This window comes from Bradyrhizobium sp. CER78 (genome assembly GCF_029846235.1).
Classification (GTDB): domain Bacteria; phylum Pseudomonadota; class Alphaproteobacteria; order Rhizobiales; family Xanthobacteraceae; genus Bradyrhizobium.
Window position 1 is genome coordinate 87,475 of record NZ_JARVWP010000017.1, and the last position, 26,973, is coordinate 114,447.

Annotated in this window: 23 protein-coding genes and 1 tRNA gene; 11 read left to right on the top strand and 13 right to left on the bottom strand. The window is 65.0% G+C overall.

Annotation, left to right across the window (positions count from 1 at the left end; all coding sequences use genetic code 11):
• Positions 1-42: 42 nt before the first annotated feature.
• Positions 43-723 (bottom strand): alpha/beta family hydrolase, encoded by a 681-nt coding sequence (locus QDT69_RS29355; protein WP_279709959.1) that lies wholly within the window; start codon positions 721-723, stop codon positions 43-45.
• A gap of 288 nt (positions 724-1,011) precedes the next feature.
• Between QDT69_RS29355 and QDT69_RS29360 the strand changes: the two genes are divergently transcribed.
• Positions 1,012-2,847, top strand: a complete 1,836-nt coding sequence (locus QDT69_RS29360) for a di-heme-cytochrome C peroxidase (protein ID WP_279709960.1) — start codon at positions 1,012-1,014, stop codon at positions 2,845-2,847.
• A 148-nt stretch (positions 2,848-2,995) separates the two neighbouring features.
• Here QDT69_RS29360 and QDT69_RS29365 read toward each other — a convergent pair whose 3' ends face one another.
• Positions 2,996-4,540 carry an aspartate ammonia-lyase gene (locus QDT69_RS29365; RefSeq protein WP_279709961.1) on the bottom strand — a complete coding sequence of 515 codons (1,545 nt, stop codon included), beginning with the start codon at positions 4,538-4,540 and terminating at the stop codon, positions 2,996-2,998.
• A 322-nt stretch (positions 4,541-4,862) separates the two neighbouring features.
• On the opposite strand from QDT69_RS29365, the gene QDT69_RS29370 reads away from it, so the two are divergent.
• Positions 4,863-5,576: a hypothetical protein gene (locus QDT69_RS29370; protein ID WP_279709962.1), complete on the top strand. Its 714-nt coding sequence runs from the start codon at positions 4,863-4,865 to the stop codon at positions 5,574-5,576.
• Positions 5,577-5,935: 359 nt separating this feature from the next.
• Here QDT69_RS29370 and QDT69_RS29375 read toward each other — a convergent pair whose 3' ends face one another.
• Complete coding sequence (locus QDT69_RS29375; protein ID WP_279709963.1) at positions 5,936-6,775, bottom strand: tetratricopeptide repeat protein; 840 nt, start codon at positions 6,773-6,775, stop codon at positions 5,936-5,938.
• Between the two features lie 213 nt (positions 6,776-6,988).
• Here QDT69_RS29375 and QDT69_RS29380 point away from each other — a divergent pair, with 213 nt between their 5' ends.
• Positions 6,989-8,242 (top strand): glycosyltransferase family 87 protein, encoded by a 1,254-nt coding sequence (locus QDT69_RS29380; RefSeq protein WP_279709964.1) that lies wholly within the window; start codon positions 6,989-6,991, stop codon positions 8,240-8,242.
• Here QDT69_RS29380 and QDT69_RS29385 read toward each other — a convergent pair.
• The 5 genes from QDT69_RS29385 to QDT69_RS29405 all read right to left on the bottom strand — a co-directional run bounded on the left by QDT69_RS29385 (position 8,223) and on the right by QDT69_RS29405 (position 13,656).
• The gene (locus QDT69_RS29385; RefSeq protein WP_279709965.1) at positions 8,223-8,969 is read right to left on the bottom strand and encodes an SDR family oxidoreductase; all 747 of its coding nucleotides are present in this window, start codon (positions 8,967-8,969) and stop codon (positions 8,223-8,225) included. The genes QDT69_RS29380 and QDT69_RS29385 overlap by 20 nt on opposite strands.
• Positions 8,969-10,354, bottom strand: coding sequence for an FAD-binding oxidoreductase (locus QDT69_RS29390; RefSeq protein WP_279709966.1), 1,386 nt, complete (start codon positions 10,352-10,354; stop codon positions 8,969-8,971). Before QDT69_RS29390 ends, QDT69_RS29385 begins: the two co-directional genes overlap by 1 nt.
• A 2-nt stretch (positions 10,355-10,356) precedes the next feature.
• Complete coding sequence (locus QDT69_RS29395; RefSeq protein ID WP_279709967.1) at positions 10,357-11,775, bottom strand: UbiA family prenyltransferase; 1,419 nt, start codon at positions 11,773-11,775, stop codon at positions 10,357-10,359.
• Positions 11,776-11,956: 181 nt separating this feature from the next.
• A tRNA-Arg gene (locus QDT69_RS29400) sits at positions 11,957-12,033 on the bottom strand.
• Between the two features lie 117 nt (positions 12,034-12,150).
• Positions 12,151-13,656, bottom strand: coding sequence for an NAD(P)/FAD-dependent oxidoreductase (locus tag QDT69_RS29405; protein WP_279709968.1), 1,506 nt, complete (start codon positions 13,654-13,656; stop codon positions 12,151-12,153).
• 85 nt (positions 13,657-13,741) lie between these two features.
• On the opposite strand from QDT69_RS29405, the gene QDT69_RS29410 reads away from it, so the two are divergent.
• The 3 genes from QDT69_RS29410 (at position 13,742) to QDT69_RS29420 (ending at position 16,543) form a co-directional block, all read left to right on the top strand.
• Positions 13,742-14,380, top strand: coding sequence for a TetR/AcrR family transcriptional regulator (locus QDT69_RS29410; protein WP_279709969.1), 639 nt, complete (start codon positions 13,742-13,744; stop codon positions 14,378-14,380).
• Positions 14,381-14,622: 242 nt separating this feature from the next.
• Positions 14,623-15,693, top strand: a complete 1,071-nt coding sequence (locus tag QDT69_RS29415; protein ID WP_279709970.1) for a hypothetical protein — start codon at positions 14,623-14,625, stop codon at positions 15,691-15,693.
• A 196-nt stretch (positions 15,694-15,889) separates the two neighbouring features.
• Positions 15,890-16,543: a hypothetical protein gene (locus QDT69_RS29420; protein ID WP_279709971.1), complete on the top strand. Its 654-nt coding sequence runs from the start codon at positions 15,890-15,892 to the stop codon at positions 16,541-16,543.
• Here QDT69_RS29420 and QDT69_RS29425 read toward each other — a convergent pair.
• On the bottom strand, positions 16,533-16,955 hold the full coding sequence (locus tag QDT69_RS29425; RefSeq protein WP_279709972.1) for a CAP domain-containing protein: 423 nt from the start codon (positions 16,953-16,955) through the stop codon (positions 16,533-16,535). The two genes, QDT69_RS29420 and QDT69_RS29425, sit on opposite strands and share 11 nt — an antisense overlap.
• A gap of 271 nt (positions 16,956-17,226) precedes the next feature.
• Positions 17,227-18,237 (bottom strand): 2-dehydropantoate 2-reductase, encoded by a 1,011-nt coding sequence (locus tag QDT69_RS29430; protein WP_279709974.1) that lies wholly within the window; start codon positions 18,235-18,237, stop codon positions 17,227-17,229.
• Between the two features lie 175 nt (positions 18,238-18,412).
• Here QDT69_RS29430 and QDT69_RS29435 point away from each other — a divergent pair, with 175 nt between their 5' ends.
• Positions 18,413-19,015, top strand: coding sequence for a YidB family protein (locus tag QDT69_RS29435; RefSeq protein ID WP_279709975.1), 603 nt, complete (start codon positions 18,413-18,415; stop codon positions 19,013-19,015).
• A gap of 36 nt (positions 19,016-19,051) precedes the next feature.
• Positions 19,052-19,330, top strand: a complete 279-nt coding sequence (locus QDT69_RS29440; RefSeq protein ID WP_021080200.1) for a GlsB/YeaQ/YmgE family stress response membrane protein — start codon at positions 19,052-19,054, stop codon at positions 19,328-19,330.
• A gap of 84 nt (positions 19,331-19,414) precedes the next feature.
• On the opposite strand, the gene QDT69_RS29445 is transcribed toward QDT69_RS29440, so the two are convergent.
• Both QDT69_RS29445 and QDT69_RS29450 read right to left on the bottom strand, forming a co-directional pair.
• Positions 19,415-20,197 carry an SDR family NAD(P)-dependent oxidoreductase gene (locus QDT69_RS29445; protein WP_279709976.1) on the bottom strand — a complete coding sequence of 261 codons (783 nt, stop codon included), beginning with the start codon at positions 20,195-20,197 and terminating at the stop codon, positions 19,415-19,417.
• Between the two features lie 90 nt (positions 20,198-20,287).
• Positions 20,288-21,049 (bottom strand): N-acyl homoserine lactonase family protein, encoded by a 762-nt coding sequence (locus tag QDT69_RS29450; protein WP_279709977.1) that lies wholly within the window; start codon positions 21,047-21,049, stop codon positions 20,288-20,290.
• A gap of 377 nt (positions 21,050-21,426) precedes the next feature.
• Between QDT69_RS29450 and QDT69_RS29455 the strand changes: the two genes are divergently transcribed.
• The 3 genes from QDT69_RS29455 (at position 21,427) to QDT69_RS29465 (ending at position 24,691) form a co-directional block, all read left to right on the top strand.
• The gene (locus QDT69_RS29455; RefSeq protein ID WP_279709978.1) at positions 21,427-22,494 is read left to right on the top strand and encodes an acyl-CoA/acyl-ACP dehydrogenase; all 1,068 of its coding nucleotides are present in this window, start codon (positions 21,427-21,429) and stop codon (positions 22,492-22,494) included.
• A 31-nt stretch (positions 22,495-22,525) separates the two neighbouring features.
• A complete protein-coding gene (locus QDT69_RS29460) occupies positions 22,526-23,686 on the top strand; it encodes an acyl-CoA dehydrogenase family protein (protein ID WP_024582674.1) in 1,161 nt (386 codons plus the stop codon).
• A gap of 204 nt (positions 23,687-23,890) precedes the next feature.
• On the top strand, positions 23,891-24,691 hold the full coding sequence (locus tag QDT69_RS29465; protein ID WP_024582673.1) for an enoyl-CoA hydratase/isomerase family protein: 801 nt from the start codon (positions 23,891-23,893) through the stop codon (positions 24,689-24,691).
• 165 nt (positions 24,692-24,856) lie between these two features.
• On the opposite strand, the gene QDT69_RS29470 is transcribed toward QDT69_RS29465, so the two are convergent.
• Positions 24,857-26,968, bottom strand: coding sequence for an acetate--CoA ligase family protein (locus tag QDT69_RS29470; RefSeq protein ID WP_279709979.1), 2,112 nt, complete (start codon positions 26,966-26,968; stop codon positions 24,857-24,859).
• Between the last annotated feature and the right edge of the window lie 5 nt (positions 26,969-26,973).

Here is a 26,973-nt window from a genome sequence, read left to right on the forward strand (position 1 = left end):
CGTAGCCCGGATTGCGCTTCGCGCCATCCGGGCTACAGAAACCTACGAATGCTTCGCGACCCACGCCGCGAACGCATCGAGCACCTCGGCCATCACCTCGCGGTCGTCGCGGCCGGAGCGCTTGAGGACATGGAAGGAGTGATCGGCCTCCTGCACGAGATGCAGGCTCGCCCGGCTGCCCAACTCCTTCACGACAGGTGCGAGCAGCTCGAGCTCGGCCAGCGCGTCGCGCGTGCCCTGCAGAAACAGCAAGGGGATCTTGACCTCGGCGAGATGCTTGGCCCGCTCGCGCGACGGCTTGCCGGCGGGGTGCAGGGGAAAGCCGAGGAACACCAGCCCGCGCACGCCTTCGAGCGGCGCCTTGGCCTGTGCCTGCGAGGTCATGCGTCCACCGAACGACTTGCCGCCGGCGAACAGCGGAAGTTCGCCGCAACGGCGCGCGGCTTCCCGAACCGCGGCGCGCACGGTCGCCTGCGCGACGGCGGGCGGATCGGGCCGCTTGCTACCCTTCTCCATATAGGGAAACTGATAGCGCAGCGTCGCGATGCTGCGCTCCGCCAGGCCCTCTGAGATCACGGCCATCGACGGATGCGTCATGCCGGCGCCGGCGCCATGGGCGAACACATAGGCCGCGCGCGCCTTTTCCGGGCGCAGCAACAGCGCGGACACCGCGCTGTCGTCCGAGACCGTGATCGTGAGCGGTTGTGCGCCTGACGCGTTCAAGATGACATCTCGAAGAATTGTTGCTCCGCCATTTCTAGCCGCAGGCGTCGATGCGCGCAAATGCCGCCGAGGAGCGCACGCCGCAAGTGAACCGGCTCACAGCCAATCAAGATTTCCTTTGCAAAATTTCCTTTGCAACATTTCCTTCGCAAGATTTCCGTTGGTAGACCAAGCGGCGCCGCTATAGGATAGTGCACGACGCGACACACGCTTAACGCGAACCTATTTCGGCGATTTTTAACATCTCATCAATATGACGCGCGGGTACCGCGAATCGGGGGACGGGGCATGCCTCGCAAGACGATCTTTTTCATCGGGCTGCTGATTGTCGCCGGCGTCCTCTACTTCAAGGACGATATCGAGACGGTGACGAGCGGCTTCCGCATCAAGGTCGTCGACTACCAGCCGCCGGCAAAGACCGTATGGCTGGATCAGAATGTCAGCGCCGAACGGCTGCGCTGGTTCTATCACGCCGATCAGGGCACGCGGACGTTCGGCATTCCCCTTGAATGGTTCATGGCGCTGGAGCAACCGACGGTGTGGCCGCTGTTCACTGCGGCGCCGAAACTCAGCGAGACCAATTATCTCGGCCGCTTCGGCTTTATTCCCGACACCGTGATCCCAGGCAGCCCCGATCCGCTGCCGATCGGCTTCGCGCCGAGCAGCCCGATGGCCGATGCCAACGGCGCGCCGTGGCGCAACCCGCACACGAAGGAGGACATGCACGGGGTGGGGCTGACTTGCTCTGCCTGCCACACCGGCAGCTTCAGTTATCGCGGCACCGAGATCGTGATCGACGGCGGGCCGGCCAACACCAATCTGTTCGAATTCCAGAAGAGCGTCGGCGTCTCGCTGCTGCTGACCCGGTTCTGGCCCGGCCGCTTCGCGCGCTTTGCCGAGGCGATCCTCGGCAAGGAGGCCAGCCTCGATGAGCGCATGGCGCTGCGCGGCCAGCTCGATCTCGTGCTGAAGCAATATGCCAACATCAATGCACTGGAGGGCAAGGTCGCCGCCAACAGCGTCGAGGAAGGCTATGCGCGGCTCGACGCGCTCAACCGGATCGGCAACCAGGTGTTCTCGATCGACCTGAACAATCCCAACAACTACGCCTCGCATTCGGCGCCGGTGCATTTCCCGCGGATATGGAACGCGCCGTGGTTCAGCTGGGTGCAGTATGACGGCTCGATCATGCAGCCGATGGTACGCAATGCCGGCGAGGCGCTCGGCGTCAGCGCCGAGCTCAATCTGCTCGACGAATCCAGGGGCCTGTTCAAATCGAGCGCGCGGATCGACGTGCTGCACGAGATGGAGCGGATGATCGCCGGCGAGCCGCCGAGCGAGGACAAGGGCTTTGGCGGGCTGGCATCGCCGAAATGGCCGGAGAACATCCTGCCGCAGATCAACATGGATCTCGCGAAGAAGGGCGGCGAACTCTACAAGACGCACTGTCAGGACTGCCATGGCCCCGCGATCGACAGCAAGGCGCTGCCCGCAGGCGAGGCCTTCGCGCTGTTCAAGGACAAGAAGCGCTGGATCAAGAACGACGCCGGCCAGCCGCTGCTCGACGTCGAGATGATCCCGATCAGCCATATCGGCACCGACAGCGCGCAGGCCGAAGGCCTTGCGAGCCGCACCGTCGAGACGCCGGCCAACCTGAACATCAAGGATGGCGGCTTCGGGCCGGCGCTCGGCGAACTGGTCGAGAAGACCGTCGACTACTGGTACGACCAGAACAAGACCCCGCCGGAAGATCGCAAGCGCATCAACGGCTACCGGCCGAACGATATCCAGGCGCCGCTCGCCTACAAGGTCCGGCCGCTCAACGGCATCTGGGCGACCCCGCCCTACCTGCACAACGGATCGGTCCCGACCATCTACGCGCTGCTGTCGCCGGTAAAGGACCGTCCCTCGTCCTTCTATCTCGGCAGCCGTGAGTACGATCCCAAGGATCTCGGCTATGCCTGGAAGGACAAGGTCAAGAACGCCTTCCTGCTCGACACCAGCAAGCGCGGCAACAGCAACTCCGGCCACGAATTCTCGAACGAGAAGCGCCTCGGCGTGATCGGGCCGGAGTTGAAGGAAGACGAGCGCCGCGCGCTGATCGAGTTCATCAAGACGCTGTAGCCGTCGCCACACCTGCTGTCATGGCCGGGCTTGGCCCGGCCATCCACGTCTCTTCCGCAGGCGACATTGAAGGCGTAGACGCCCGCGAGAAGCGCGAGCACGACGAACGGCGGGTTCGTGTCCGGCTCGCGCTCCGTAACGCCTGCTCTCAACTATTCTTCAACTTCGGCACCGGCTGCCGTCGCGCCGGGCGGGTCATGGCTTCGAGCTCGAGCAGCTGATTGAGCTGCTCCTCGGTCAGCAGCTTCTCCTCCAGCACGATGTCGGCGACCGAGCGGTTCTCCTTCAGCGCGCGGCGCGCCACACGCGAGCTTGCCTCGTAGCCGAGCGCCGGCGCCAGCGCCGTGATCAGGCCGATCGAGCCCTGCACCAGGCTGCGGCAGCGCTCGCGGTCGGCTTCGATACCGTCGACGCAGCGCTTGGTCAGCGTATCGATCGCCGCCGTCAGCATGCGCAGCGAGCTCAGCACGCAATAGCCGATGGTCGGCTCGAACGCATTGAGCTGGAGCTGGCCGCCTTCGGCGCACATCGTCACCGTGAGATCGTGGCCGATGACGAGGAAGGCGACCTGGTTGACGACTTCCGGAATCACCGGGTTGACCTTGCCGGGCATGATCGACGAGCCGGCCTGTACCGCAGGCAGCCTGATCTCGCCGATGCCGGTGCGCGGCCCCGACGACAGCAGCCGCAGGTCGTTGCAGATCTTCGATACCTTCACCGCGACGCGCTTCAGCACGCCCGAGAACAGCACGAAGGCGCCGAGGTCGGAGGTGGCTTCGATCAGGTTCGAGGCCAACACCATCGGCTGGCCGGAGAGCCGCGACAATTCCTCGACCGCAAGCGCGGCATAGCGCGGATCGGCATTGATGCCGGTGCCGATCGCGGTGGCGCCGAGATTGACCTCGCGGAACAGGCTCGAGATCTCGTTCAGTCGTGCAACGTCCTCCTTCACGGTGGCGTGGAAGGCGTCGAACTCCTGGCCGAGCGTCATCGGCACCGCATCCTGGAGCTGGGTGCGGCCCATCTTGAGGACGTCGGCGAACTCCACCGCCTTGCCCTTGAAGGCATAGGCGAGATCATCGAGCGCGCGCACCAGCGGCTGGGTGGCAAAGATCACCGCGAGCCGCAGCGCCGTCGGATAGGCGTCATTGGTCGACTGCGCCATGTTGACGTCGTCGTTCGGATGCAGCGTGTGATAGTCGCCGGGCTTCTTGCCCATCAGCTTGAGCGCGACGTTGGCAATCACCTCGTTGGCATTCATGTTGGTCGAGGTGCCGGCGCCGCCCTGGATCGCGTCGACGACAAAGGACTCGGCATAGACCTTGTCGGTCGCGACCTGGGTGCAGGCCTTGTCGATCGCATCGGCCTTTTCGGGCGAGAGATAGCCCAGGCGCCTGTTGGCGCGGGCGGCGGCCTGCTTCACCAGCGCCAGCGCGCGGACGAATTCCGGAAAATGGCCGACCGGCACGCCGGTGATCGGAAAGTTCATCACCGCGCGTTTGGTGTGGATGCCCCACAGCGCATTGGCCGGCACATCGTCCTCGCCGAGCAGATCGTGCTCGCTGCGGGATTGCGCCTTTTCGATCGGCACGGTGCGGACGGTTGCGATCGCGAGCTCGCTCACGCCGCCGCTGTCGCTGGAGGGTGGCGCGGCGCTTGCACTGGTGGCGGTCTCAACCTTCGTTTCGGCCATTGGTCCCTCCGTTACCTGCTGAAAATCCTGTCGTCAGCGACACCTGCCATGATGCGCCCGACAGACATCGGAAGCCAATGCCTATCGGCAAAGTCTTGCACGCCGACAAGCCGAAAAACGCGGAAAAGCCGGATCGGAATGCGCGCCGCACCGGGAATCGAGGACTTGCCTTATCCGTCATGATAACAACAACTTATAGCTCCAGACCGCGGGGCGCTTCGCGACAGGCGCGGTTGCTTTCTCCGCCGCGTTATCGCGTGCTAGATCAGCACCGACCGGCGCGATGGCGCTGCCGACATTGAACGAACCAGGGACCAAAACCGTGTCCAACAACAACGAAGCGATCATCATCAGATTCCGCTGCCCGGCGGAGCTCGAGGGCAAGATTCCGGAGCCGGTGCCGGCGTCGATGGGTCTTCCAGGATGGCTCAAGGCGATGCCGACGCAGGCCTTCAACGCGATGAGCAATCGCGAGGAGGATACCGTCAAGCGCTGCCCGCCATTCGTCGATGCGATGACGTCGGGCTTCCTGCTGCCGCTGGTCTGCGATCTCAAGGTCGAGAATGGCGAGATGACGTGGGACAACGACCTCCCGGCGGGAGGCGCGCTCGAATTCCCGCGCTCGCCGGTCGGCTTCCACGACGAAAGCCAGCTGGCCGGCTCGCCGCTGTTCGAGCCAGACCGCTTCGTCATCAAGTTCGTCAATCTGTGGACCATCGAGGCGCCGGCGGGCTACTCGCTGTTCTTCACACATCCGGTCAATCGGTTCGACCTGCCGTTCACCACGCTGACCGGCCTCGTCGATTGCGACCTGTTTCGCGACGGCTGGGTTCATTTCCCGGCGCGCTGGCACGACACCAATTTCAACGGCGTCTTGCCCAAGGGCACGCCGGTTGCGCAATGCTTCCCGGTGAAGCGCGAAAACTGGGTCGCGCAGACCGCGGCGATGACGCCGGATGAAACATCGCGCGCGCAGGAACTGTCCAACAGGATGTCTCGCGAGCCCGGACTCTATCGCCGGCAGTTTCGGTCGTAGAGCGGGCGCGCGAGATTGCTGCGCGGCGAGGCGCATGCGGGCGGACGGTGTGGGTGGGGACAAGACCCTCTCCACCCGTCGTCCCGGCGAAAGCCGGGACCCATACGCCGCAGCAGATGTTGTTGATGGGACTCGTCGTTCCAGCGTCATGCGACTATTCGCATCGGTGGTTATCGGTCCCTGCTTTCGCAGGGACGACACCGAGTTTGTGGCGCGATCCAGAGCAGGTCCGGTGTCATCCCCGCGAAAGCGGGTGATCCAGTATTCCAGAGACGGAGGAGTTTGACCGAGAAGCCGCGGCGTACTGGATCGCCCGGTCAAGCCGGGCGATGACGAGCGTGAGGGCGCGGCAGAATCGCCTAGCTCAGAAACTTCGCAAACCCGCTGGGACGGAAGAAGAACCGGCCATGCGATGCCATGGTAAGCGCTGACGTGGTGCGGCCGATCATTTGCGGCCGGCCGCGCAGCGCCAGACGCAGATTGGCCTCGCCGCCGGCGCGATCGCCCATCTCCAGAAGAGCGGCGGAGAAGCTGGTCCGCGTCAGGGGATCGTCGGGGCGCTGCGCCAGCACCTGGCGGAAGAGATCCGCCGCAGCCGCGTATTCGCCCTCCAGCAGCAACACGCGCGCGAGCGCCGCCAGAACATCGGGATGTCCCGGCGCCGCAACGCGCAGCCTCTCCAGAATCTCGCGCGCCCGGCCGCGCTCGTTGCGCTGGGGCAGCAGCTGCGCGAGCAGAAGCTGAAACTCGAGGCTCCCGGGGGCTAGCGCAAGCGCGCTCTCAAGGACGGCAACGGCCTCGTCGATGCGGCCGGCCGCGTGCAATTGAGCTGCCAGCGCCTGAAATGCGGGCAGATACGGCGGCCGCCGCGCGGTGGTCCGGCGCAGCACATCGATCGCCTCGTTGCGGCGACCGGCACTGCCGAGCGCCGCGCCGAGCAAGGTCTCGAGGCCGGGATCCTCGACGCGGCGTGTGGCACGCTCGAGCGGCGCGATCGCCTCCTCGTTGCGGTTCTGCATCATCAGCGCCCGCGCCAGGATCGAGGCCGCGCCGACATCGGTCCGGTTCGCCTTCAAGACCTCCGCCGCGAGCCGTTCGGCTTCGACGACCTGTCCCATCTGCAAGGCGACCACGGCGCGTTGCAGAGCCGGGGATGGGCCGGGCCCGCGACTGGCGGAAGGAGGCGGAGGTTTCGGCATGCGATCCGTCGAGAGATGGTTCTTCCCAGCCGTTATCACTGCCGCCGACGGAGCGTCCAGCGAAAGTCGCAGCCGGGCACCGATATACCGTCGGTTCCCACGGCCGTCACGCGACCGTCAGGCGGCAGACGTCGAACCACTCTATCCGCCCGATTTTTCGACTGCTTAACCTATTCGACCTAGCCTGAATTGCCGCAACAAAGGCCCGGTTTGATGTTCCCAACTACCCTGGAAGCCATTCGGTCGACCACCTCGAAGCGAACCGCTTACATCAGCGGTATCCTCGCGCTTCTGGCCGTCGCCATCGTCTTCAAGGCCGTGTGGCTGGCTCGATTGGGGCTTGGGCACGGCCGCGACCTTGTCGACTTTAACGCCTTCTACATCACCGCAAAACTGGTGTGGCTGGGCACGGTGGATCAGGCCTATCAATTCGCCAAGCTCATCGTCATCCAGAGAGAGGTGTCGGGCGGGCGCGATGGCTTCATGCCATGGACCTATCCGCCGCAATTCAGCCTGCTGCTGGCGCCGTTCGCGCTGATCCCGGTCGGGATTGCCTATCTGCTGTTCGTGGCCTCGACGCTGACGCTGTACCTCGCCGTGCTGCGCCGTCTCGCAGGCGATAACTTCGTGCTGGTGCTCATCGTCTTCTTTCCGACGATCGGGATCACGCTGGCCTGCGGACAGAACAGCCTGCTGACGGCCGCGCTGATCGGAATGGTCTGCCTGTTCTTCCAGGAGCGGCCAATCCTTGCGGGGACCGCTCTCGGCCTCATGATCATCAAGCCGCATCTCGCCATCGCGTTCGCGGTCTACGCCGTGCTGCGGCGGTCCTGGATCGTGGTGATGACGGCCGCCGCCGTCGTCTTGATCAGCTCGGCGATATGCACGGCGGTCTTCGGCGTCGAGATCTGGAGCGCATTCCTGCAGAGCGTGCGCGATTCGTCGGTGTTCCTGGAGCACGGCAATTACCCGATGCATCGCATGATCTCGATCTATGCCGCGTTGCGAACCGCGGGGTTATCCGCGTCGGCTGCGTTCGTCGCCCAGGGCGTCGCCGCAGTGCTGGCGCTTGCCGTGGTCCTCATTGCAGCTTACCGGCCGATGCCGGCGCGCGAGCGGTTCGGCCTCGTTGCGATCGTGTCGGTCTGCATCAGCCCTTACGCCTACGATTACGACTTCCTGATCTTCAGCGTCGGCCTCGCGCTGCTGTTGCCGGCGCTGCTGGCGAGCGCGCGCGAATGGGAACGAGGGATCATCTACGCCCTGCCGATTCCGATCGGCGCGTTCGGCTACCTGCAAGCGATGCAGATGGCGTCTTCCTACAACGGCGAACAGGCGCTCAGCACGTTCTCGATCGGCGGTTTTGCAATCATTCCGCTGATCGCACTCATTGTCGGCATTGTGCTGCTGCGCAGTTCAGGGACGGAAGCAGTCAGCGAACCGACCGTCAGATGCGCATCCGCTTGAAGATCGCCTCCGGCAGCGCGCAAATGATCGTCATCACCAGCCGGAACCGCCGGGCCACATAGATCACGTCGCGCGGCCTCGTCACATCGGCGAGGTAGATATCGTCGGCGACGCGGTCCGGATCGACGGTCAGGGGCGCCGGCAGCTTCATATGCGCGGTCATCCTGGTGCGCACGAAGCCGGGCTTGACGGTGACGACGCGGACCTTGCCCGCAAGCGCCAGACGGTTGCGCAGCCCGGACAGGAATTGCGAGAAGCCGGCCTTGGCCGCGCCGTAATAGTAGTTCGACGCCCGCCCGCGATCGCCGGCGACCGAACTGACCCCGACAATGGTTCCCGAACCGCGCGCCTCGAAGCGTTGGGCGAACTGCTCGAGCAACAGGCTGGGCGCTTCGAAATTGGTGCGCATGATCGTCGTCGCAAGCTCGGGATCGGTCTGCGCGCGCAACTGGTCACCGAGTTCTCCGACGACGCACACCACAGTGTCGGGTAGCACGGACAGGCCGGCGACGAAGCCGGCCAACTGCGCGGTCTGCAGCACGTCGAGCGCTTGAACCGTCGTTTCGACGCCACTTCGCGTCCTGATATCATCCGCGTTGCGCTGCGCGGCCTCGATATCGCGGGCAGCGAGCGTCACGCGCCAACCCTCCCTCGCATAGCGCAGCGCGGTCGCGTGCCCGATATCCGAGCTGCCGCCGATCACCAGAATTGATTTTGTGCCGGTCATCAAATTCCAAGCCGTGCTGAAAGATGGGAGACAAGGCGCGTGGTTGCCCCGGTCTGCTGGCGGATGTCCCGCAAGGCCGCAAGGCCGGGATATCCGGATTCGAATGTCGCGCGGGACTGCCGCGCATCCTTGGCAAGGTAGAGCCGGCCGCCGGCATCAACCACCAATGCATCAAGCTCATCAAGAAACGCGAACAGTGTGTCGCTGACCGGAAGGTCCATCGTTAGGGTGTAGCCGCGCAGCGGAAACGACATCGGCCCGCCACCATCGCCGAGCTGCTTGAGCACGGCAAGAAACGACGCATCGCCGCGCCGCGATACCCGGTCCAGGATGTCAGCGAGCACGCGGCGCGCGTGCGCCTGCGGGATCACACATTGATACTGCACGAAGCCGCGCCGGCCGTAGATCCTGTTCCAGTCGGCGATCGCATCGAGCGGGAAGAAGTAGGGATCCCAATGGACGAGCCGTTGTTCACCCTGCTGCGCAGCGCCGCGGCGGAAGTACAGCTCGTTGAACGCCCGCATCGAGGCGCGGTTGAGCAGCCAACCGGGAAACAGCTCCGGCACCGATAGCCGCGACATGCGAGGGCTGGGGAACGGCGCGAGCTCGGGCCCCAGCAATTCCTGGTCACGGCGCGTGGCGTGCTCGGCCAGATAGACCAGCGACCGCCCGAGCGCCGCGCCGCGCGCAAGGCAGTCGATCCAGGCCACCGAATAGGTGGCCGACGCGCTGCTTTCCAGTTGATCGATCGCCGCCTCTAGATTGCCGGCAACGCGGGTGTCCTGCCGCAGCCAGGCCGTCTCGATCGGCAGCAGCCGCAGCGTCGCATCAAGGATCATGCCGGTCAGGCCCATGCCTCCGAGCGTCGCCATAAACAGTGCAGCGTTCTCCGCGCGCGAGCACGACAAGATCTCGCCGCCCGGCAGCGCGAGGCGGAATGACTCGACGATCGTGCCGAAGCCGCCGTCGCGATGGTGGTTCTTGCCGTGCAAGTCGGCCGCGATCGCACCGCCGACGGTCACGAATTTCGTGCCTGGCACGACCTTCAGGAAAAAGCCACGCGGCTCGAACGCGGCAAGGATGTCGGCGATGGTCACGCCGGCTTCGACCGTCAATTCGGCGCTTGCGGCATCGAAGCTCCGCATCCGGTTCAGGCCGCGCGTCGAAATCGTGGTGTGCGTGCCGATCGCCGCATCGCCATAGGCGCGGCCCGCCCCGCGGGCGACGACGCCGGAGCGCCCGAGCAGATGGTCCCGTGCGCCCGCGGGCGTTCGCGGCGCCAGCAATTCGGTCGACACCTTCGGGTAATTGCCCCAGCCGGAGAGACCAATCCGGTCCGGATTGGAGCTCGCCGTCGCGCGTCCTGGCAATGCAGCCGCCGGCATCGCTAGATGGCGGCGAGCATGATGACGCCGATCGCGCCAAGCGCGATCCAGCTGGCGCGATCCCGGAGCGCGAACATCACCGGATCGTCGTCGATCAATCCGCGCTGCGCGAACAGCATCACGCGGCCGATCCAGTACATCAGGATCGGGCAGCCGGCCCAGAGCAGTTGCGGATGGCTGTAGAGCGCGCGAACCGTATCGGACGAGATGTAGAGCGTGAAGATCACGACGGCGTTGAAGCCCGACGCCGCGGCGAGGATCGCAATCATCGACTTGTCGTCGACCCGGTAGCCGCGCGCCGCCAGCACGGCGCCCTCCGGCTGGCTGGCGAGCTCGATGTGGCGCTTCACCAGCGCCAGCGACATGAAGATGAACAGCGAGAACGCGAGCAGCCATTCCGACATGGGCACATTGATCGCGACCGCGCCGCCGATCACGCGGACGGTGTAAAGCGTCGCCAGCACAACGACGTCGACGATCGCCATGCGCTTGAGCCACAGCGAGTAGGACGTGGTCAGCGCAAAATAACCAAGCAGGACACCGCCGAACGCAGCCGATATGCACAAAGCGATCGCGAATGCGGCTGTTAGCGCCAGGACCATCGCGCCGGCAGCCTGCGACGCCGAGATCGCACCGCTTGCGATCGGACGGTTGCGCTTGGCCGGATGCGCGCGGTCGGCCCTGATATCGAGAATGTCGTTCAGGATGTAGGCGCCCGACGCACAGAGCGAGAATGCGATCGCCGCAAGCAGCGACGTCGCCGCCGATCCCAGCGTAAATTTATGCGCGGTCAGCAGCGGCACCAGAACGAGGGCGTTCTTCGCGTATTGATGCACCCGGAGCAGCTTCAGCCAGCTGTGCACACCGGCCGGCGCGGACGCAGCCGGTTCGGATCGACCGGGACGCGTCACGCGCGATGCGAAGTCCGGCAATGCGACCGTTGCGCTGCCGATATAGTCAAAGCCTTGGCGCAGCACGGGTGGCGGCTCTTCGTTCCGCGCCGCCGGCGACCGACCAGCCGGTGCGGCAGCCCAGGCGGTGAAGACACCGAGATGCTGGGCAACAGCGCTGACGAACGGCTCGGAATAGTTTTCCGAACAGAGATAGATCGGGCGGCCTTCGCCCAGCACCCGCAAGAGGAAGGTCACCGCGTCACGGTCGAACTGAGCGCGGGATGGATCGAAACCCGACGTATCGGCAACATGCGTCGATCGCGCTTCCGGTCCGAACGCATTGGCAATCGCCGTGGTGAGCGCGAGAACGCGACGGCTCAATTCGGAAGCGATCCCTGCCGGGACGGCGCTTCCCTGCACCATCACCTCGTCGACATCGACAACGAGCGGCCGGCCGCCTGAACGCAGCGGATCGCGAAGGGCGTCGCTGCCGCCCTCTTCAACCCGTTCTGGAACGCTAGCTCGCATGCGCGCGGACTTCCGGTGGCCCCCTCCCCATTGTCCGGAGCGTTCCCTAATTTGGGGTGAATTTGGGGGCAGATGCCCGCCGCACCGACGCCGGAAGGCGGCGCGCAAAGGCCGTTTGCGGCTTCGATCAGGGGAGGAGGCGGTCGCCGGCGGCGTGCGCTGCGCGCAACCAGGCGGAAAATGGCGATCCCGGGAAGACTCGAACTTCCGACCTACGGTTTAGGAAACCGTCGCTCTATCCGGCTGAGCTACGGGACCGCACCGCCCGCGGCTCAAGCGTGCGGGCGCAGCCCTCCCATAGCAGAGGCGCCGAATGATCGCCAGCCCGCGCCCCGACGGGCGCGCGAAGTTGTGCCTGGTTCGCGGCGTCGCGCGTTATGCGACCTGCCGCGCCGGATTCGCGGCGGCATCCGCGGCGCCAGCCCGGCGCGCCGGCAGAAACTCGATCGCCTCATCCTTCAGCGAGCCGAAGCGCAGCGTCATGATATCGAGCGCATAGTTCTGGTACAGCCGCCACGGCCGGCGCGAGCCCTGCTTGGGGAACCTGGCAGCCGCGCGCTGGATATAGCCCGAGGAAAAATCCACCCAGGGCAGTTCGGTCACGGTTGGGTCGTTCCGCCGCGGCGTCACCTGCGCGTAGCCGTTCGCCTTCATGTGGTTGAGCATGCGGCAGACATATTCGCAGGTCAGGTCGCATTTCAGCGTCCAGGATGCGTTGGTGTAGCCGAAGGCCGCAGCGAGGTTCGGCACGCCCGAATACATCAGCCCCTTGTAGTTCATGGTCTTCGACAGATCGACCGGCGCACCGTCGACCTTGATCTCGAGCCCGCCGAGCACCTGCAGATCGAGGCCGGTCGCGGTCACCACGACATCGGCGTCGAGCACATTGCCGCTCTTGAGCTTGATACCGCCGGGCGTGAAGGTCTCGATCTGGTCGGTGACGACGGACGACTCGCCGCTGCGCAGCGATTGGAATAGATCGCCGTTTGGCACCAGGCAGAGCCTTTGGTCCCACGGATTGTAGCTCGGGGTAAAATGGGTGGCGACGTCGTAATCGGGGCCGAGCGCGTGGCGCACACCGCCGAGGATCAGCTTCTTCACGCGCTCCGGATCGCGCTTGCACAGCCGGTAGAAATACATCCCGAACAGCACGTTCTTCCAGCGCGTGAGGCCGTAGGCGAGCTTCGCCGGCAGCCGCGCCCGCAGCCAGTTGGCGACCTTGTCCTCGTCCGGCCGCGCCACGACATAGGTCGGCGAACGCTGCAGCATCGTGACATGGGCGGCGGTCTTGGCCATTTCCGGTACCAGGGTCACCGCGGTCGCGCCGCTGCCGATCACCACCACCTTCTTGCCGGCATAGTCGATGTCGTCGGTCCATTTCTGCGGATGGACGACGCGGCCGGCGAAATCGGCGATGCCGGGGAAGTCCGGCGTGTAGCCGTGCTCATATTTGTAGTAGCCGCTGCACATGAACAGGAAGTTGCAGGTGAGGCGCTCGATCGTCTGCTCCGGCCCGCGCTCGACTTCGACCGTCCATTGCGAATCGGCCGACGACCAGTCGGCGCGCACGACGCGGTGGTTGAAGCGGATCTTCTTGTCGATGCCATAGGTGCGCGCGGTCTCGCGCACATAGTTCAGGATCGACGGCCCGTTGGCGATCGCCTTCGGCGCAGTCCACGGCCGGAACGAATAGCCGAGCGTGTACATGTCGGAGTCGGAGCGGATGCCGGGATAGCGGAACAGGTCCCAGGTCCCGCCAATGCAATCGCGGCCTTCGAGAATGGCGTAGCTGCGGTCCGGGCAGTTGGTCTGCAGATGGTAGCCGGCGCCGATGCCTGACAAGCCGGCACCCACGATCAACACGTCGAAATGAGTGGACACGCCCTGACCCTCCCGCAGCAGAATTGACAATCATTATTGTCAGATAACTTGACATCTGACAATGGCTCATGTCAATACACTTTTCATGGCAAGCAGCCGGAAAGCCCGCCTCTATGGCGGTATGGACGCCGAGGAGCGCCGCACCGAGCGGCGGCTGAAGCTGATCGACGCCGCGATCGAGGTCTATGGCGAGGTCGGCTATCGCAGCGCGACGGTGAAGGCGATCTGCGAGGCAGCTGAGCTCACCGAGCGCTATTTCTACGAGTCCTTCGCCAACAGCGAAGCGCTGCTGATCGCTGCCTACAATCATGTCGTCGGCCATCTGCATGAGGAGATGACGGCTGCCGCCGCGGCCGCCGGCGACGACGCCGAAGCAAGACTGCACGCCGCGCTGACGCTGTACTTTACCCGGCTGAAGGAGCATCCGAAGCCCGCACGGGTCTTCCTGCTGGAAATCTCCGGCATCAGCCCGGCGGTCGATGCCGTCAAGCTCGACGCCGGGCGTGTCTTCAGCGACATCCTGGTGCCGCCGGTGCTCGATGCAAAACACGGTGACAGGGGCGCGGCTGCGACGCTGCTCTCGACCGGCATGGTCGGCGCGGTCATCTCGATCGCGCTGCGCTGGGTCTCGAAGCAATATCCGCAGCCGGTCGAGGATGTCGTCGCGATCGCCGCCAGCTTCTGCCGGGTGGCGCTGGCTGCGGCCGATCGCCGGCAGGATTGACGCTTTTTGCGGCAGCCGGATCATGCCGGCCTGCCGGACCCGCCGATTTTCGATCGTGTTTCACCAAGGTTTGTCGGCCCGACTCCTCCATGTGTGATCGATTTCACTTGCATGTCGGACGGCCGGGTTTTCTTATGCCCGGTACCGGGCGGAAGTAGGCGCGACCTGTTTCGCTCTACGAAACAACAAACTCTGCATAGGGCGGAGCTGAACCTTTGGTCGACCTGCACAGGCTTGACGATGTGACCGCGCGCCTTGGCGACGTGGTTCTCGATCCCGCGACCTGGCCGTCCTTCATGGACGAGGTCTGCGCGGCCGTCGGCGCGACCGGGGCTGCCTTGCTTCAGAGCGATGTCCGTACTCAAGACATTCCACGCACACAATCGATCACCGACTATTTCAGCAAGATCTACTTCCCGCACAATCTTCACCTCACCGACATTCGCGCGGCGCGCGGTGTGCCGCTGCTGCTCGCCGGCACCGAGGTCATCACCGACGCGGACCTGTTCGCCTCCGAGGCGGACATGCTGCGCGATCCGCTCTACGCCACGCTCGGCGAGTTCGGACTGAAATGGTTTGCCGGGATCGGATTTCACGCCGGCTCCGCTCTGTGGGCGTTGACCATTCAGCGCTCGCCAAAGGAAGGCATGTTCGACGCCGACGAGGTCAAGGCGCTCTCGCGCGTGTCGGCGCGGCTCACCGAAGCCGCGACACTCTCCTCGGTTGTCGGCCGCGCTGCGCTATCGGGCATCACCAGCGCGCTCGACCTGATCCAGGTCGCGGCGATTGCCGTCGGCCGCTTCGGCGCCGTCATCGGCATGAACGGCCAGGCGGAAGCCTGCCTCGGGCACGATCTCGCGATCCGCAACAACCGCCTCACTCTGCTCGACCGGCAGGCCAATGCCGATCTGACCAGGCTGATCGATCTGCTGGCCCACAGTTCGGACCTGCACCCGCTCCCGACAGCGCCGATCGTGGTGCGCAGGATCGACAAGCGGCCGATCGTGATCCAGATGCAGCCGGTGCCGCCCGCCGCGCGCTCACCGTTCCTGGGCGCGCGCGCGATCCTGTTGATCCGCGATCTCGAAGGCAGCGCCGCATTCGATTCTGCGCTGCTGGCGGCGACCTTCGAACTGACGCCGGCGCAGGCACGCCTCGCCACGCGACTTGCGCGCGGCGATTCCGTCGAAGCGGCCGCGCGGGAGGCCGGCGTCGCCCTTGCCACCGCGCGCAATCAGCTGAAGACGATCTTCCAGAAGACGGGCACGCATCGACAGGCGGAGCTGGTCGCATTGCTGCACCGGGTGAAGTGAACGATTCGAGGCGAATTGTTCCCAAGGTCCATGGTACCTTCGGCTACGAATTCCTCAGATATTCCAATGATGCGCGCCGAATATTTCATCAGATCAAGCATGACAAATGGTCAGGGAAATCGGCGGGTTCCGGGGTGACAAGCGTCACCAAAATGGCGACAATCCGCTCACACTGTGTCGTTCGAGTTTGGTTTAAATGTCCGTGATGCTGTCACGATCATCGGCGTTGTCCGTTGCCGTCGTCAGCGCCGCTTTCATGCTGGCGCCGATGACCGCGCACGCCCAATGGTGGCGCAGCGCGCCGAAGGATTTCGAGGATTGCGCCGACCTCGCCGAGAAGGCGAAGACCAAGGAAGACAGGACCGCGCAACTTGCCGATTGCAACGCCAAGTTTGCCGGGCGCCGCAAACCCGGCGGCGGCTACACCTACTACGACTTCATGCAGGACCGCAGCTTCGACATCGCAGGCCCCAATCCGACGCCGGACGAGCAGAAGAAGATCGACCAGGAATATACTGGCTACCTCGAGAAGGAGCGCCGTTCGAGCATCGTCGCGGCGTTCAACGCAAAGCAGCTGGAGCGCCAGGAAAAGCAGCAGCCGCAGATTCAGCAGGCCTCACTGCAGAGCGAGCCGGTGAAGATCCCCGTCCCGGTCGCACGACCGGTCAAGCCGCGCGTTGCGGCCCCCCCTCTTCCCAAGGTGCGGCCGCAGGCGGGGAACTGCGCGAAGGGAACGTTCTCCTGCGAATGGCCGCGGCTTTCCGAGGGACTGGATGGCTTGAAGAAGCTATTCACGCCGGCCTCGCCGCCACCAACCAAGCTGGCTAAGCGAACTGACCTCAGTCGGTGATCACCATCGCCCAGAACCTGCGGTACGGCGACTTCGGATTGTCGACGTAGGCGACGCCGACGCGCTTGGCGCCCAGCATCAGCAGGTTCTCGCGATGCCCCGGCGAATTCTCCCACTGCTTCAGCATCTCGGCGAAGGCGATGAAGCCTGCGCCGATATTCTCGGCCGCGCGTTGCTTCTTCAGCGGCGCGATGCGGGTGAAGAAGCTGCCGCCTGCGGAATGGCTGACTGAACCGGTCGCCGACATCGCCTGCGCCTGCTTCAGCGCCATCACATTCAGCTTGGCGTCAAGCTTCACCGCGGGCATGCGGTTGGCGCGCCGGTAGGCACTGATCGAGCCGGCATAGTCGGCGGCGCTTGCCGTCGCAACCGAGCCAAGCAGAAAGGTAAGCGCGAGACCAAGCGGCTTCATCTCAATCATTCTCTCTTGGATCAGCGCGTGTGACCGCGCTTGTGGTGCCGGTGCGTGACCGGTTTGTGGGCGGGCATGGCCGGTCGGCCCGCGGCCGCCGCGCGCTGCTCCTGCAGACGCGCATCATAGCCTGGCGAGGGCACCACGGTCGGCGGTGCGGCGGGGGCCGGGCCGGCCACGAGCGCAACAAGTGCGAGCAGCATGACGCAGGATCGTTTCAAGATGTCACCTCCCCGGTTGTGCGAACGATATGGCAGACGATCGTCGGCGCTCACGACGACGCCGCGCGGATCTGTTCCGGCGTCAGCCCCGGCGAGCCCTTGCCGTCGGCCTCGGCCTGCCGGATCAGCGCGATGATGCGGCGCGACAGCGGAGCCTGGAGCCCGCGGCGATCCGCGATCGCCGTGATCACGCCCTGCAGATAATCGATTTCGGTGCGGCGGCGACGCTGAAGATCCTCCCACATCGAGGAGCGCGCTTCGGGATCGATCTTCATGGTCCGGCCAAGCAGCATGCCGAATAGCGCATCAGGCAGACGCAGCAGATGCGGCATCCAGCTCGACGGCAGCGGCGTTGGCGACACCGGCGCGATGCCCTCGGCGCGAACCGCGGCCAAACCCTCCACCATCTGGTCGGCGAACAGTTGCCGCCAACCGCGCTGCGCGAGTTGCTGCCGCAGCGGAATGTTGGACAGGGCATTGAGCGCGTTGTTGAGATTGACGATCAGCTTGCCCCACTGCACGCCGTCGATATTGGCGGTAGCCTTGATCGCAAGACCGGACACCGAAAGCCGTGCCGCGGTGCCGGCATCGTCCTGCGCGATCACGATGTCGCCCGAGGTCGAGCGATGGAAGCGGCCGTCGCCGAGCGCGACCACGTTGAACGGCACCATGCCGCCGAGCAGCCTGCGGCCCGGCAAGCGATCGCGCAGCAGCGGCACATTGCCGACGCCATTCTGCAGGCTGATCACCGCGGCGTCAGTGGGAGCGTGGCGCGCGATCAATTCGGCGATCTCGCCGGTATCGGCGCTCTTCACCGTCACCAGCACGGTCTGGGCGTCGCGCAGGATCGACGGATCGTCCGACAGAATGAGCCGGTCGGCCGGCACCATCCGCTCCGAGCCGTCGAAACTGCTGACCCGCAAGCAGTTGTCCGCGATCTCCCGGATCAGCCGCGGCCGCGCCAGCAATGCGACGCGGCGGCCGGACGCAGCCAGCATGCCGCCGACGAAGCAACCGATGCTTCCGGCGCCCGCAATCCCGATCGGCCGGTCCACGTTCATCTGGCTAAACGTCCGTTCATCAGGGCTCGATAGCAAACCTCGATAGCAGACTTCGATAGCAGACCTGGGGTTGCCTGCCTATTTCGATACGCCGCCGCCGGGTGGCCCGCCTTGTAACCGTCATGGGCCGAAGCTATGTTTCCCGCTCGGGGCACGGTTGCGGCAGGAGACGATCATGGGTTTACTCGACGTACTCAACGGCATGCAGAACGGCCCCCGCGGACCGAGCGCGCCAAGCACACCATCCGACAGCTCCAGCGGCGGCGGAATGTCGCCGATGACCATGGCGATCCTGGCGCTGCTCGCCTGGAAGGCGGTCAAGCATTTCTCCGGCGGCCAGCCGGGCGCAACCGCTCCTCAACCGACCCCGGCGCAGGCGCCACAACTCCCCGGCAATGTCACCGCTGGCCTGCCCGGCGGCGCCGGTGGCGGCGGGCTCGGTGATTTGCTCAAGGGCGGCCTTGGCGGCCTGCTCGCCGGCGGCGCGGCCGGCACCGTGCTCAGCGGCGGCCTTGGCGATCTGCTCAATCAGTTGCAGCAGAAGGGCCATGGCGACACGGCCAATTCCTGGGTCAGCAATGGTCCCAACAAGCAGATCTCGCCCGGCGATCTCGCCAACGCGCTCGGCGCCGACCAGATCGACTCGCTGGCGTCGCAGAGCGGCATGTCGCGCGACCAATTGCTGCAGGGCCTGAGCCAATATCTGCCCGACGCAGTCAACCATCTGACGCCGGACGGACGGCTGCCGAGCGGCGACGAGCTTAACGGCAGGCTTTAGCGGCAGCGTTGATTCCATCTGAGGAGGACGACAGTCATGGGCGGCATCATCTGGGTCATCATCGTCGGCTTTGTTGCGGGGATCATCGCGCGGTTCCTGTCACCGGGGCCGAATAATCCGAGCGGCTTTATTCTCACCACCGTGCTCGGCATCGCCGGCGCGTTTCTCGCGACCTTCATCGGCCAGGCGATCGGCCATTACGGTCCAGAACAGGGCGCGGGCTTCATCACCGCCACGATCGGCGCGCTGGTGGTGCTGTTCATCTGGAACCGGCTGGTCGCGGCGCGCGTGATCCCGGATATCGGGAATAAATAAAACCAGCCACGACATTGCTCCAAAATCAAAATGCCCGGGCCTTGGCCCGGGCATTTTCGTTTCTGCAATCACGCAAAAGGCGCGTCACTGAATGAGATGCATGCCGGCGTCCATGCGGACGAATTCACCGGTCATGTTGCTCGACGCCGGGCTCGCGAGGAAGCAAACCAAGTTGGCGATGTCCTCAGCTGTTGACGCGACCTTCAGCGGCACCCGCGCGATCACGGTATCACGCACCTGCTTGGCGCCCGCCTCGCCGCGGCCCTTGGTGAACCACGGCGTATCGATGTAACCCGGACACACCGTATTGACGCGGATCAACGGCGCCAGCGCGCGCGCCAGCGACTGCGTCATGGTGTTGAGCGCACCCTTGCTCGCGGCATAGGCCACCGACGAGCCGCCGCCGGAAATGCCGGCGATCGAGGAGACGTTCACCACCGCCGAGGGACGGCCCGAAGCCTTCGCACCGGCCTCAAGCAGCGCGCGCGCGGCGCGAACCATCTGGAACGGACCGATGGTGTTGACCGCATAGATGCGCTGGAAATCCTCCGCGGTCAGGCCGTCGAGATCGTGATGCGGCACATGCTTGGTGGTGCCGGCATTGTTGACGAGCACATCGAGACGGCCCCAGCCCTGCGCGGCGGCCGCGATCTTCTTGCAGTCCTCATCGCGCGAGACGTCGCCTTGCACCACCAGCACCTCCGCGCCCTGCTTGCGGCAGAGCTCGGCCGTCGCCTCGGCCTCCGCCTTGCTGTTGGAATAGTTGATGATGAGGCGCGCGCCCTGCGTGGCGAGGATTTGCGCGGTAGCGGCGCCGAGGCCCGATGCCGATCCGGTCACGATCGCGCACAAACCATCCTTGGACATCTGCATTTTCCTTGTTGTTGTGAGCCAGATGATCTCCGGCGGTGGCATACCATATCGCGCGGAAATACACCTGCAAGCCGCGCCGGTCCATTACAAATAGGCGTTCGGGCCCTTCTGCAGGCTGGCCCATTGCGCATCGTCATGGCCGCAGATGATCTTGACACCTGACGCCTCGAGCCTGGCGATCTCGTCGAGCGATTTCAGGAATTGATCAACATCGAGGCTGTTCCGCGGTGAAGTTCGCTGATCGAGATTGGCGCGCACGCTCAGCGCGTCGGCGGCAAGCAGGAATTCGCCGCTCCGGTCCAGCTTGACCAGCGCGCCGGTCGTTCCCTTCGAATGTCCCGGCAAGGGAATCAGCGTCAGCCTGCCATCGCCGAACACATCCATCTGGCAGTCGAAGATCTCCATCTTCAGCGGATGATCCCAATCCGCCTTGATGTATCCGCGATCGAGCGCGTTGGACGCATTGGCGGCCTCGAGCTCGAGCGCGTGGACGAAGACCGTCGCCTTCTTGAAGAAGGCGTTGCAGCCGCAATGATCGGTATGCAGATGGGAGCAGATCACCACGTCGATATCGTCGGGACCAAGGCCTACCGCCTTCAGGCTCGTCAACACATGGTCGTCCGCCGGCATGATTGGCTGCATGAACTTGGCAAGCGTGCCGAGCCGCCCTTCCGGATCGGTCGCGACATCGGGATGGCATCCTGTGTCGAACAGCACATTGCCTTGCGGGTGTCGCAGCAGCACGCAGGACACCGGAAGCTCGATCGTCTCGCCGCGCGGCGCATCAGGCAGATAGGTCCGCTTGGACATCCGCAGCCGTCCACCCGACAACATATGCATCTTCATCACGGCACCTCCTATTTCGGCTTCGAGCTAAACATGGGTTGACGGAAACGCATATGCCCCTCGCTCCGCCTGGTCTCGCCGGGCGGCCGAGCGCCGTGAACCCGCCGCCTCATGCGGACCATGACCCTGTTTCATCTGGCGGACTGAACCGGTGCCGCCGGCCAATCTGCTGCCGCGGGTGGCATACAAACCGAAGCGCTCGAAAGTTCACTCTGCGGAATTCATGCGCCACGACCGGCTTCATGCCGTCCGCGCAAGTGGCCCTGCGGGCAACGCTTGTCACGGCTATGGCTTTTCCGCATCATTGAGCGCAAGACAACACCGCAAGCAGGGCCTGCCTGATCGCCGGACCCAAGCCAATCAACACGAGGAACGCTGTGGCGGAGAGTGAAAACATCGTCGCCGAGACCGCGGAAAAGATTTTCGCCGATCTCGCGGATGCCCAGACCATCAATCACGACAAGCAGGGCGCGTGGAAGGCGCCGCTGTGGCAGGCGCTGACTGAAGCCGGCCTGCCGCTGTCCTGGGTGCCCGACGATCTCGGCGGTTCCGGCGCCAGTCTCGCGGAAGGTTTTAGTGTCCTCAACGTCGCAGGCCGCCATGCGATCGCTGTTCCGCTGGCCGAAACAATGTTGGCCGGCTGGCTGCTAACGCAGGCCAAGATCGCCTCGCCGGAGGGCGAGATGACGGTGCTGCCGGCAAGCCCGAAGGACCGCGTCACGCTCAACGCCGACGGCTCGCTCACCGGCCGCGCCCGCGGCGTGCCGTTTGCCAAGGACGCAAAACATTTCGCGGTGCTGGCGAGCGGCAACGACGGCGTCTCGATCGCGCTGGTCGATGCCGCGAAATGCCGGATCGAATCCAGCACAGGCCTTGGCGGCGATCACAACGACACCGTCACGCTCGACAAGGTGCAGGCGGTCACGACCAAGCCGGCGCCCAAGGGCTTCGACCAGACCACGCTGATGCTGATGGGAGGTGTGGTGCGCAGCCTGCAGATCGCAGGCGCACTGGAAGCAATGCTCGACATCTCCGTGCGCTATTCGAACGAGCGCGTCGCCTTCGAGAAGAAGATCTCCAAATTCCAGGCCGTGCAGCACAACCTCGCCCGCCTCGCCGGCGAAAATGCCGCGGCGCTGGCCGCCGCGACCTCGGCGGCCGACACCATCGTCAACGCCAAGTCGCTCGACACTGACGCGGTGTTCCTCGAAGCGGCGTCGGCCAAGATCCGCTGCTCGGAAGCCGCCGAGAAGGGCAGCGGCATCGCCCATCAGGTGCATGGCGCGATCGGCTTCACCATCGAGCACATCCTGCATCGCTATTCGCTGCGCGCGCTGGCGTGGCGCGACGATTTCGGCTCGGAGAGCTACTGGGCGGTCGAGCTCGGCAAGCTCGTCGCCGACCTTGGCGCCGATGAATTGTGGCCGCTGGTGGCTTCGCGCTGAGATCAGGCAGAACAATCAGGACTGGACAATCATGACTGCAGCCCTTCGTTTCGATCCGATCCGCCTGCCCGAAAAATGCGAGCAGCTCCGCAAGGAAGTACGCGCTTTCCTCGCCGAGGAGATCGCCGCCGGCACCTTCGATCCCCATGCGCCGAACCGCGAGGACAATGACGCGCCGGAATTCTCCCGCCGCGTCGGTGCCAAGGGTTGGCTCGGCATGACCTGGCCGAAGAAATACGGCGGCCAGGAACGCTCGTTCCTCGAGCGCTATGTCGTCACCGAGGAGATGCGGGTGGCGAACGCGCCGACCCGGCGCTTCTTCGTCGCCGACCGCCAGAGCGGACCGGTGCTGCTGAAATACGCGCCCGAGCACATCAAGATGGATATCCTGCCGCGGATCTGCCGCGGCGAGGTCTGCTTCGCGATCGGCATGAGCGAGCCGAATTCCGGCTCCGATCTGTTCGCGGCGAAGACCCGCGCCACCAAGACCGACGGCGGCTATCTGATCAACGGCACCAAGATCTGGACCTCGTCGGCGCATATCGCCGACTACATGATCGCGATCTTCCGCACATCGCCGCCGACCAAGGAAAACCGCCGCCACGGCCTGACCCAGTTCCTGGTCAAGATGAAGCAGCCGGGCATCCAGGTGAATCCAATCGGCCAGATCACCGGCCAGTTCGAGTTCAACGAAGTCGTGTTCACCGACTATTTCGTGCCCGAGGATCATGTGCTGGGCGAAGTCGACGGCGCCTGGAAGCAGGCGACATCAGAGCTCGCCTATGAACGCTCCGGCCCCGAGCGCTTCCTCGAAACTTATTACGTGCTCACCGAGCTGGTGCGCGCGGTCGGCAAGAACCCGGACACCCGCAGCGCCGAGGGCATCGGCCGTCTGGTGGCGCAGGTGCACACGATGCGCCGCATGTCGGTGTCGGTTGCCGGCATGTTGCAGGCAGGCAAGGAGCCGGTGGTGGAAGCTTCCATCGTCAAGGACATCGGCACGGTGTGGGAGCAGCAGCTGCCGCATCGCGTGCGCGACCTTGCGGCCTTCGTCGAGGAGACCGCGACCAACCGCGAGACGCTGGAAAAGCAGCTCGATTTCGCCATCAAGACCGCACCCAAGCTGACGATCCAGGGCGGCACCACCGAGGTGCTGCGCGGCATCATCGCCCGCGGGCTCGGTCTGCGCTGACGACCAATGGGACCGATGATCTCACCGCAAGCTCTTGCACCTCTCCCTCCGGGAGAGGTCGGCGCGCAGCGCCGGGTGAGGGATCACGGTCCCTCGAGAAAGCACAACCCCTCACCCGATTTGCTGGCGCAAATCGACCTCTCCCCTTGGGAGAGGTGATACCTTTTGCGCCGGGAGATTGCAGCCTTACCGGAGACAAGACACATGACCAAGTACACGGATATCGGCGTCGAGACTCACGGCCATGTCGGCCTGATCGAAATCCGCAAGCCGCCGCTGAACTTCTTCGACGTCGCGCTTATCAACCAGATCGCCGACGCGCTTGAGGAGTTCGACAACAACATCGAGATCCGCGCCTCGGTGCTCGCAGCCCAAGGCAAGGCGTTCTGCGCCGGCGCCAATTTCGGCGACCCGGCCCGCCAGGAGCAGGAGGAGCGCGCCAAGAGCGATCCGGCTTCCAACCTGCCGATCAACCATCTCTACGTTCAGGCCGTGCGCATCTTCCGCAACAAGAAGCCGATCGTCGCGGCGATCCATGGCGCCGCGATCGGCGGCGGCCTCGGCCTTGCCGTCTCGGCCGACTTCCGCGTCGCCTGCCCGGAAGCGCGCTTCGCCGCGAACTTTACCAAGCTCGGCTTCCATCCGGGTTTCGGCCTGACCACGACGCTGCCGGAGCTGATCGGCAAGAACAATGCCGAGCTGATGTTCTACACCAGCCGCCGCGTCACCGGCGAAGAGGCCTATCGCTGGGGCCTTGCCAACGTGCTGGTGCCGCAGGATCAGGTGCGTGCCGAGGCGATGAAGCTCGCCCAGGAGATCGCCGAATGCTCGCCGCTCGGCCTGGTCTCGACCCGCGCCACCATGCGCGCCGGCCTCGCCGATCGCGTGCTCGCCGCGACCAACCACGAATTGGAAGAGCAGACCAAGCTGCGCGCGACCGAAGACTTCAAGGAAGGCGTCAAGGCCACCGCCGAGCGCCGCGTCGCGAACTTCAAGGGGCGGTGAGGGTTCACACGCCTCTCTCAACACGTCGTCCCGGGCAAGCGAAGCGCGACCCGGGACCCATACGCCGCGGCCTGCGGAACGGGCACAAGCGGCGTTAACTTCTTCTCCAACCACGTTCGGTGGTTATTGGGTCCCTGCTTTCGCAGGGACGACGGAGATAGCTCGCTAGCCCCTCGGCACCACCAGCGCGTCGACGATCGTCACACCCTGCCCCTCCGGGTGCACCAGCACCGGATTGACCTCGATCTCGGCGATCTCGTCTGCATGCTGCGCCGCCAGCACTGAAATCTGCGAAATCAACCGCGCCAGCGCCGCAACGTCAGCCTTCGGCGCGCCGCGGAAGCCGTGCAGCAGCGGCGCGGCCTTCAGCGTCTCGAGCATTGTGGTCGCCTCCTCCGCGCTCACCGGCGCCGGGCGGTAAACCACGTCCTTGAACAGCTCGGTCGTGATGCCGCCGAGCCCCACCATCACCATCGGCCCGAACGTCGCATCCAGCATGGTGCCGACGATGATCTCGACGCCTTTTCGGGCCATCGGACCGACCAGCACGCCCTGGATCGCAGCGTCCGGCCGCGCCTTCTGCACGGTCTCCAGCATGTCGCGATAGGCCGTGAACGCCGCGCCCTTGGCGGCGATGTTGACGCGGACGCCGCCGACCTCGCTCTTGTGCGCAATCGCGGGCGACTGGATCTTCATGACCAGCGGAAATCCGGCGCGCTCGATCGCGGCGTCGAGCCCGTCGCGATCGCTCACCAATATCTCGTCGGGCAGTGCGATGCCGGCGGCGCGCAGCAGCACCTTGCTGTCATGTTCGGAGAGCGTCTTCGCCTTCAGATGCGCGGAGAGATCCTGCGCCGACGGCGCCGCCTCCATCTCCGAAGCGGGCTTGAAGGCGGCATAATCGGCCAGCCGCCGCATCGCGACGCCGACATGGGTGAGCCCCGAGAGCACCACGACGCCCGACTTCGCCAGCTCCTGCCGCGCGAATTGCGACGGCAGCGTGTAGGAGTAGAACACCACCGGCTTGTTCTGCGCTGAGATCACCGGCTTCAGCTCGGCCTCCTTGAACGGCATCCGCGTCTCGCTCGACAGCGACAGCACGACCAGCGTCGCATCGACCTCGCCGGACGCATCGAACAGCTCGATGCTCTTCTGCAGGCCGCCGGAGGAGACGCCCTGCGCGGTGACGTCGACCGGATTGCCCGCCGCGCCATAGGACGGCATCCATTGCTTGATCTGGCTCTGGATCGCAGCCGAAAGCTCCGGCACCCGCAGGCCCTGGATCGACACCGTGTCGGCACCCCAGATGCCGGCGCCGCCCGACACCGTCAGCACCGCGACGCGGTCGCCCTTCGGCAATGGATTGGTGGTCAACACGGCGGCAATCGTCACGGCCTCGTCAAGATCGTTGGAGACGATGAAGCCGTACTTCGCGAACACCGCGTCATAGGCCGCCGACCAGCCGGCCATGCTCGCGGTGTGCGAGGCCGCCGCGCGCTCGCCGGCGCCGGAGCGGCCGACCTTGGTGACGATGACGGGCTTCCTGAGCTCTGCCGCGCGCTTTGCCGCCGCCAGGAACTTGTCGACGTCGCGGATGCCCTCGATGAACAGCAGGATGACGTCGGTCGAAGAATCCTGCACCATGTAGTCGAGGAATTCGCCGGCGCCGAGATCGCTCTCATTGCCGGCGCTGACGACATAGCTGAGCGCAACGCCGAGCGCCTTGGCGCGATGATAGATCGCAAAGCCGATGCCGCCGCTCTGCGCGACGATGCCGATCCGTCGCCTGCTCGCGACCAGATCGGGCACATCCGGCTTGACGTCGACGGTCGGGCTGAAGGTCGCGGCGACCTTCTGCACCTGGCTGTAGAATCCTTCGGCGTTCGGACCGCTGATTCGCATCCCAGTCCGCTTCGCCAGCGCCACGATCGCGTCTTGCATCGCTGCGCTGTCGCCGCCCTCCTCGGCAAAACCCGAGGAGATGATGACCGCGTTCTTGACGCCGGCGGCCGCGCACTGTTCCAGCGCCGGCAGCACCGCACGCGCGGGAATCACGATGACGGCGAGATCGATCGGCGCGCCGATCTCGGCGATCGACTTGAAGCATTTCAAGCCGTCGATCTCGCCATAGTTCGGATTGATCGGATAGAGCGCGCCGGGATAGCCGTTCTTGCGCAGCATCGCGAGCAGCCGTCCCGGGATCTTCTCGTGATCGCGCGAGGCGCCGATCAGCGCGATGCTCTTTGGGGCGAAGAAGGAATCGAGCGGATGCGGCATGGGGA